This is a genomic window from Shigella sp. FJ200513, from assembly GCF_040495915.1.
GTDB lineage: Bacteria > Pseudomonadota > Gammaproteobacteria > Enterobacterales > Enterobacteriaceae > ECMA0423.
Genome location: NZ_JBDYCV010000141.1, coordinates 1 through 8016, shown reverse-complemented (window position 1 = coordinate 8016; position 8016 = coordinate 1). Strand labels below are relative to the sequence as shown.

The 8016-nt window shown below is 39.1% G+C and carries 6 protein-coding genes and 1 pseudogene; 3 read left to right on the top strand and 4 right to left on the bottom strand.

What is annotated here, in order from left to right; all coding sequences use genetic code 11:
* The first annotated feature begins 84 nt into the window (after window positions 1-84).
* The gene (locus tag ABZJ92_RS19505; protein WP_000554647.1) at window positions 85-735 is read left to right on the top strand and encodes a gp53-like domain-containing protein; all 651 of its coding nucleotides are present in this window, start codon (window positions 85-87) and stop codon (window positions 733-735) included.
* Window positions 707-1141 carry a tail fiber assembly protein gene (locus ABZJ92_RS19500; protein ID WP_001223322.1) on the top strand — a complete coding sequence of 145 codons (435 nt, stop codon included), beginning with the start codon at window positions 707-709 and terminating at the stop codon, window positions 1139-1141. The genes ABZJ92_RS19505 and ABZJ92_RS19500 overlap by 29 nt, the downstream gene beginning before the upstream one ends.
* A gap of 772 nt (window positions 1142-1913) precedes the next feature.
* Here ABZJ92_RS19500 and ABZJ92_RS19495 read toward each other — a convergent pair.
* A pseudogene (locus tag ABZJ92_RS19495) lies at window positions 1914-2962 on the bottom strand (acyltransferase family protein).
* Between the two features lie 450 nt (window positions 2963-3412).
* Between ABZJ92_RS19495 and ABZJ92_RS19490 the strand changes: the two are divergent.
* Window positions 3413-4603 (top strand): IS4-like element ISSfl9 family transposase, encoded by a 1191-nt coding sequence (locus ABZJ92_RS19490; RefSeq protein ID WP_001111520.1) that lies wholly within the window; start codon window positions 3413-3415, stop codon window positions 4601-4603.
* A 389-nt stretch (window positions 4604-4992) separates the two neighbouring features.
* Here ABZJ92_RS19490 and gtrII read toward each other — a convergent pair whose 3' ends face one another.
* Genes gtrII through ABZJ92_RS19475 form a run of 3 tightly spaced genes read right to left on the bottom strand, consistent with a single transcriptional unit; the run spans window position 4993 to window position 7738 of the window.
* Window positions 4993-6453 carry a glucosyltransferase GtrII gene (gene gtrII, locus ABZJ92_RS19485; RefSeq protein ID WP_000590789.1) on the bottom strand — a complete coding sequence of 487 codons (1461 nt, stop codon included), beginning with the start codon at window positions 6451-6453 and terminating at the stop codon, window positions 4993-4995.
* Window positions 6450-7379, bottom strand: a complete 930-nt coding sequence (locus ABZJ92_RS19480; protein WP_000703655.1) for a glycosyltransferase family 2 protein — start codon at window positions 7377-7379, stop codon at window positions 6450-6452. The genes gtrII and ABZJ92_RS19480 overlap by 4 nt, the downstream gene beginning before the upstream one ends.
* On the bottom strand, window positions 7376-7738 hold the full coding sequence (locus ABZJ92_RS19475) for a GtrA family protein (RefSeq protein ID WP_000915845.1): 363 nt from the start codon (window positions 7736-7738) through the stop codon (window positions 7376-7378). Before ABZJ92_RS19475 ends, ABZJ92_RS19480 begins: the two co-directional genes overlap by 4 nt.
* Window positions 7739-8016 lie beyond the last annotated feature (278 nt).

Here is an 8016-nt window from a genome sequence, read left to right as displayed (position 1 = left end):
TCAGGGAAAAATATCATCAGATGGCTGCTTAAAAAAAGAACAAATGGTAGTGTCCGCTATTGCCAGTACACCTCAGAGTAATCCATGCATCGTATAGACACGAAAACCGCGAAGAAGGATAAGTTCGGCGCGGGTAAGAACGGTTTTACCCGTGGTAACCCCCAGACTGGCACGCCTGCCACCGATCTGGATGATGACTACTTTGACATGTTGCAGGAGGAGCTTTGCAGCGTGGTGGAGGCATCCGGTGCCAGCCTGGAGAAGGGGCGGCACGATCAGTTGCTTACCGCACTTCGCGCGCTGCTGTTAAGCCGCAAGAATCCGTTTGGCGATATCAAATCGGATGGCACGGTGAAAACGGCTCTCGAAAACCTTGGTTTGGGAGAAGCAGCTAAAAGGAATGTAGGTACAGGGGCGAATCAGATACCTGATATGAGCCTGTTCGCGTCAATTAATACCGTAACGGCTGCTGCGCAAAAATTTCCGTCTGGATTAATTTTACAGTGCGGTCAGTTGAATGGTGCCCCGAATGTATCTTCAACATACGGGATGAGGTTCCCGATGACGTTCTCAAGAGTAATTGCTGTCGTAGTTACATTGAACGTTACTGGCGCGGCTGGGCAGCCGACTGTATCGGCGACAAGTGTCCAGAACACTGGATTTAATATTACTGTGTCGCCCGGTTCAGGATACGGTTCATCTGCTGATGCGTATTACATTGCAATGGGATATTAACAAAATGTCATATTTTTATTCTGCATCGACAAACGGATTTTATTCGACTGAATTTCACGGCACCAATATTCCTGATGATGCAGTGGAAATCTCGGAATCAGAGTGGAAAACACTGATTAATGCACAGAGTGTAACAAAAATGATTACCTGTGGTGAGAACGGTCATCCTGTCATTGTTGACCGTCCTTCTCCAACACCAGAACAATTAGCCTTAATAAATGATGAAAAGAAATCTGCACTGATAGCAGAGGCAACGAATGTAATAGCTCCGCTTCAGGATGCGGTTGATTTAGGTATGGCAACAGATGATGAAACGAAACTGTTACTGGCATGGAAAAAATATCGGGTGCTGCTTATGCGTGTTAATGTAGTAAAACCCGAGTGGCCTATGCATCCAAATAAATAGACTTGTTAATCTAGGATAATTGTTGGAATAATACTCGTTTTTCAGTAGGTTCAGGTAGCCTGGGTATAATGCTCACTTCTACAATGATTTCAACTTATTTTATTTAATTGATATTACGAAACTTAACTCATACATAAACAATATGACTCAATACTGTCCTAAATAGCTGCGCAGAAAAGTGCTCCACTTTCGCTCAGCCCTTGCTGGGCGAAGCATCAGGAAGGCGTTCTCAGCTAGGTTGTGTTATATCTGGCTTGAGTTTTGTTGCCCATACGCAACACATTACCCATCTGTAAACGACAAGTGTGGCAGAATTAGGTGCAGCTATTTAGACTATATCGACGCAGTAACGATAATAGATATCGAAACTGTACTAGATATTAGCTACTTATGGTTACCGGGGGGAGTCTTTTGAGCACTGGTGTTATCAATTGGCTTCAAATAATTCGCCAATAAATTATATTGCGATAGCTCATCACCTTCCAGGTTGTTTATAGCCAGTTTATCAGCGTCACCACCTACTGTTTATGCTTTTATTTCTTTGATTAATAAGTATATGATATTTTAATTCATCTGGTGTATTTCTTTCTCATGTGTTGGTCGACTGAATATCTGTTCAGTGAAGGGGTAATTTTATGTTTGCACTTCGAACATTCCCTTCAGTTGCTAGGAAAGAAAACCGTAACATTTGCGCATTAATTTTAACAGTATAATCTGAGCATAAATATGCGCTATATATCTATAAAAAGGCGCAATTAATTGCGCCTTTTTATCATTTTATCAAAAATGGCCCACCGACTGTCCTCGATAGCCAATGGCCAATTTTATCTGATACATATACACAAATACAGGTATATATGATTGCGCAGATAGGATTTGGAATAGTCACGCTGAAGCCTATAATTGCTAAAGCCATAGGGATAAATAATTTGGTGATATACTCCATTCCACATATGTTAAGAGTATTTCTTCCAGCTCTTACAATAAAGTCATTTCCACAAATTATTTTTGCTATGAAAATATTAAAGATTATCAAGCCTACCGTGGTGATAATAGTATTAATAGCTTGAATATAACTACTTGATATTATGTCTGCATTGAATATTGAGATAATCTTAAAAAGTAAAGGTTTCTGGTTAAGTAGTTGATACGCACTCATTATAGCGGTAATTGAGAAGACAATGAAACCAATTTTAGATTTTCCAAAAAACCTGTCACGTGTTAATTCTAAAAACATACATCTACCGAGAGGCAATAACCACCAGTATGCCATAGCGGAGTCTATGTTCCAAAACCATTGAGGATCTAGTAATGGGTTATGATTGAGCACTGTTTGTGACAACATGAACGATAACAGTGATATGATTAAAATCACTATATTGTTCTTGACTATTTCTCTAAAGATTGCATCAATTGCTATTATAACAAAAAGGCAGTTTATAAACCATATTGTTCCTACGAATTGGTTATTTCTAACACCATATATTATATCATAAATGTGGTTGTATATATAATCAATCGTCTCACCTGAGTTAATTGTGTTTATTATTAATATAGAAAATGCAAAAGTGAAATATGGAATCATTAATCTGTAAAACTTTGACTTGATATAATCGAAAACAGATAAGTCATTTTTTTGATAGTAAAAAAACCAGCAGCGAAAAAGAATAGTGGGACGTGATAACTAAAAACAAAAGGATACAATTTGCCAGCCCCCAACCCAAGGTGACCTAAATATATAGCAAAAATACCGAGAAATTTTAAAGCATCAACCCAATCATGTCTTATTTTTCTGTTGCTGTCGATTTTGTTATTATACATTTAAAGTAGGCTCTCCAGTTTTGTGTGATTTTTAAACACTCATTGCAAATATGAATGCCTGAAAGTTTATGATTATTAATCAACGAGTTCAATATTAATTTATTATTTTTCAAAGTCGCACTATATAGGCATTTACTTCCGCAGTACCACCGATAGTATCGATATCAAATCAGCCTGCGGCCGCGATAACTTTCGTAACATTCTGCCAGCGGCTTTGTTGAATAAATCAGGTTCAAGATAATCGTCTCTGCATCAGGTTAGAGTTTCAGGCAATACATCCTCTTTCTGGCATACCTGCCACTCTCGCACCATGGTCATAGCCTTTACGATCTGCATACTCACCAGACCAGAGCCCGCTCCCTTTTAGGCTGAGGAATCCCCAGAAAAGAAGACAGGCATAGAGTTTTGTGATCTACTGATTGCGCTAACAAATTCAATGAGATCACCTCTATGCCTGCCCGTAAAGTATGCCAGACTTTTTTCCGTAATGCTTTAGCTTCCACGCATCAGTATCGACAAAATGCCATTATTGATTCTGCTGCTGCTTTAGTCGGTGGCGCATCTCTTTCTCTTACCAGCATTGGCCGGCATTTACCCGGTCCTGCTCGCGTGAAAGATAAAATAAAACGCGTTGACTGTCTGTTGGGTAATAAACGACTTCATAATGATATCCCTCTGATATTCAAAAATATTACATCCATGATGACAAATAAACTGTCGTGGTGTGTTATCGCTGTTGACTGGAGCGGTTACCCTTTTCAGGAATATCATGTCCTTCGTGCCAGCCTCCTCTGCGACGGTCGCTCTATCCCCCTGATGAGTCAGGTCTTCCCGTCAAAAAAAAATAACGAGGCGGTGGAAATCGCTTTTCTGGATGCGCTTTCCGGGGCCATTTCTCCCCGGACTCGTGTTGTTATTGTTACTGATGCTGGTTTTCAAAGTGCATGGTTCCGTCATATCAAATCACAGGGATGGGATTTTATTGGTCGTATCAGGGGGGTAGTGAAGTTCAGGCTGGATAGTGACAAAGATAAGTGGCTGGACATAAAAATGTGCAGGGGGAGTTCAGAGGCAAAATACCTGGGGACGGGAACCCTGGCCCGGAAAAAACGCTCGCAGTGTGAAGGACATTTTTATCTTTATAAACATTCACCTAAAGGCAGAAAAAGCAGGCGTGCCAGAGGGAGGCCGGGCTTACCAACAACGGAAAAAGAACAAAAAGCCGCAGGCAGAGAACCATGGTTAATATTCAGCAATACAGCTGAGTTTAATGCCAAAAAAATCATGAAACTGTACAGTCGAAGAATGCAGATAGAGCAAAACTTTCGGGATGAAAAAAGTGAACGCTTTGGTTTTGGCCTTCGGGCGAGCAGAAGTCGGAGGGGAGAGCGTTTTCTGGTATTAAGTCTACTGGTTACACTGGCCAGTATCGTACTCTGGCTACTTGGTTATCATTTTGAAAATAAAGGATTTCATTTAAAGTATCAGGCTAATAGTCTCAAAAAACGAAGAGTATTGTCTTTTCTGACGCTGGCTGAAAACGTCCTGAGATTTAACCCTGAACTTCTACGACGAGCACAACCTGAAAAGATATTGTGCCGGTTGGCCAGCACTTACCGAAGTATGGTGCTGGCTTACTGATGAAAATTTTCTGGGGATCCCTCAGCCTTTCGGGGAGGAATGAGGGCTCTGATATTCTTTTGCCGTAGTTCATCGTGAAACCGTCGGATGTCATTTGGCCTGAGTGACCCATGCCTCCCAAAAGCAGAGTCGCTAGTGTTATGTAATTAGGCGGTTAAACTTCAATTCTCAGTGTTAAGTTTGGGTAAACGCTTGTAAATGGTATTGCTAATTTTTTAATTGACTAATATTAGAAACGGTTAGTGTGATTGTATATAGATATTTGAGTGTAAGGTATTTAAAGGGGCATTCAGCCCCTCCGTCTATTTGTGATTGCATCCATTGATGTGTGTATTATTTTGAGCTTGAAAAAGGGAGGCGCTCTTTAATAATAAATAAATCTATCAAAGCTAAATATTAAATGGAAGCCACCCTTTTTTCTCTGATAGTTTTATTATCACCAAACCATTTATTTCAGCTATCGAATCTGGATTCGGCCAGGAAGGTAAACTCTTCACAATTGGATAAATCTTCTCTATTTGTTCTTTATTTGCTGGTTTGCAATTACAGATTCCATAGTAATTCATAAATGCAACCATCCTAAAATAGTTGCCACCATCCCACCAAAAAAAAGATTTTCCAAAAGTGTCTGCGCTCATGGAGAGCATATTTCCTGAGTCGTTTGAACCATATATATATATATATTTTCCGTTAAGGGAAATGCCTTTTGTTTGAGATGTGTATGATATTTCTTTAGCTAAAGAGATATCTTTCTGTCTTGCGAGAGTATCATTCAAAAATAGATTTTTGGATGTTGAAACGCCATTAAATATAATAAATAAAAAAAACATGCAGTTTAGGTATTTTATAGAGCGAAAATTGCTTAAGCAAGAAAACAAAATTACTGCTACTATAGGCATTAAAACAAACAGGCGAGGTGGCGCCCCTGAGCCAACAACAACGATAAATATAACCGGAAGTATATAAATGAAAATGATTGATGAAATCAAATAAATTGATCTTGTTTTTAATTTATATGTTAGGGTAAACATCAGAATTAATAAAGGAATCAGTAACCACTTGTATAGGTTTAAACCAGTGGGAGGATTGTTATAGAAGTTATATATATTATCTATGGCTGATTTAACAAGCCATTTAATATCGCTTGCATTTTGTATATAATTTGAGATGTACTCGTTCGATTCAAGCGAAAAATAATGCTTGATAGCTTTGGTTAATAGCAGGTAAATTAAGGTAGATAAAGCTATGAGGGATAGAGATAAACATGAACTATAAAAAGATTCACGAATATTTTTCTCATTTCGTATTATCGAATTTATCTGCAACCCAATGACGAATGCAATAATATATGTTACGAATGTTTGGTAGATTGCCATTGAAAGAATGGACAGTACTATACCAGAAAATATCACAATCCTATTTTTTTGCGAGTGAAAAATAATTGCTGATATCGCTGCCAGTAGAAAAGCAATTCCCACAGTATCAGCTTGGTTAAGAAACTCTAATTGATAGGAGATCTGAGGGAAGGTAATAAATACTAACATACCTATCAATAATTCATAAGATTCTAGCTTTAGCGATCTGCAGATTATAAATGCTGAAATGATGATAAAAGATAAGGCTATTAATGGTGTTATATAAAGTGAAAAAGGCTCAGGGAGAAAGTAATGTCGCAAAAAAGTGTGAAACCACCGCCCAAGCGTGATTGTTTGATAAAAATTATTTGTAAACTCGCCATCAATATTAAGTGTTCCATCGTACAACCACCCCCAATAACAATAAATTGATATTGCAAAACATGATATGAAGGCAAGGAGATTTGCATTTTTAAATAAATTAATTTTAATCATGGGTTACCTCGATGAGATTTTTTTATGATGTATTTGGGTCTATTTTTTACTTCAATATAGATTCTACCTATATATTCTCCGAGAACACCAATCCCGATCAGTTGCACTCCACCCAAGAAAAGTATTGATACAAGCAGGGAGGGATACCCGCGTACTGGGTTACCAAAGACAAGGGTGTCTATAATCATCCATGCACCATATAAAAATGAAATGCTTGCAACAAACAAGCCTATATAAGTCCATACGCGAAGAGGAAAGGTTGAAAAACTTGTGATACCTTCCAGTGCCAGATTCCATAATTTCCAGCCATTAAATTTTGAGATGCCAGCAACACGCTCTGCGCGTACATATTCAACGACATCCGTCGGACCACCCACCCAGCTCAGTATGCCTTTCATGAAAAGATTGCGCTCAGGCAACAGTTTAATGTTCTCCACAACCTCACGAGACATGAGTCGAAAATCTCCGACATTTTCCTCGATCTTTGGGGTGCTTATTTTGTTGTGTAATTTATAGAACCACTCAGCTGTCTTACGTTTCAGTCGTCCATCAGTTGAGCGGTCTGAACGTTTAGCAAGCACCATGTCAGCACCTGCCTGCCACTTTTCAATAAGATGAGGGATAACCTCAATTGGGTCTTGCAGGTCGACATCAATAGGAATTACAGCATCGCCGCTTGCATGGTCTAACCCTGCAAATAAGGCTGGTTCTTTACCAAAGTTGCGTGTAAATGACAGCGGAACAACTAGCGGGTCTGAAACAGCCAGCGCGTTAATAATTGACTCTGTGGCATCTTTACTTCCGTCATTTATGAATACAATTTCTACTTCATATGGCTTCAACTCTTGGAATTCACGTACCGTTTTATAGAAAACAGGTATCGCTTCTTCTTCATTGAAGACAGGAACGACAAGAGATATTTTCATTTCGCATCCCTAAAGACAATGAACTTTGAATAGACGAAACCGCACACCAGACTGATGGCGGAGAAGGTGATAAGAGTGACTATTGGAGGAAGTGAGCATTTATCAGCTGCCCAACCAACAATCACACTCAATATTCCCATAAATCCCACGTATAACATGTAGCGCATCGCTGTAGTCAATGCTTTGAATGTGAATCTTGCATTCGCGAAGAAGCTAAAGCTCACAGCCACTACGAAACCTGTGAAGTTTGCCAGAGCCTGACTGGTATGTGCGGCATAGATACATACACCAAAAACCACCCAGTGTATAAGTGTGTTCAGCACACCTATAGATGTGTACTTTACAAATAACTTTAACATTTATTTAATCAATGAGCTCTGAAAGGCATGAAGTCTATCATCCAAGTCTCAATTGATCGATACTTGCTATGTCTGATGAGACAAAACTGAGACACATAAGGCCTCACAATGGCTTGCAAGGCTTTACATGTTTTGATGTGGTGGGACGTGTGAGCGCAGTGTTGATGGGATAATCCTTTGAATTACAAGCGGATTCTTATAATTCGTAATGCGAAGGTCGTAGGTTCGACTCCTATTATCGGCACCATTTAAATCAATAAGTTACCTCGCATTTAAGT

Coding starts and splice junctions, on each gene's coding strand:
- gtrII (WP_000590789.1), bottom strand. CDS start 6,453: ATGATTAAAATTAATTTATTTAAAAATGCAAATCTCCTTGCCTTCATA.
- ABZJ92_RS19475 (WP_000915845.1), bottom strand. CDS start 7,738: ATGTTAAAGTTATTTGTAAAGTACACATCTATAGGTGTGCTGAACACA.
- ABZJ92_RS19505 (WP_000554647.1), top strand. CDS start 85: ATGCATCGTATAGACACGAAAACCGCGAAGAAGGATAAGTTCGGCGCG.
- ABZJ92_RS19490 (WP_001111520.1), top strand. CDS start 3,413: ATGCCTGCCCGTAAAGTATGCCAGACTTTTTTCCGTAATGCTTTAGCT.
- ABZJ92_RS19500 (WP_001223322.1), top strand. CDS start 707: ATGCGTATTACATTGCAATGGGATATTAACAAAATGTCATATTTTTAT.
- ABZJ92_RS19480 (WP_000703655.1), bottom strand. CDS start 7,379: ATGAAAATATCTCTTGTCGTTCCTGTCTTCAATGAAGAAGAAGCGATA.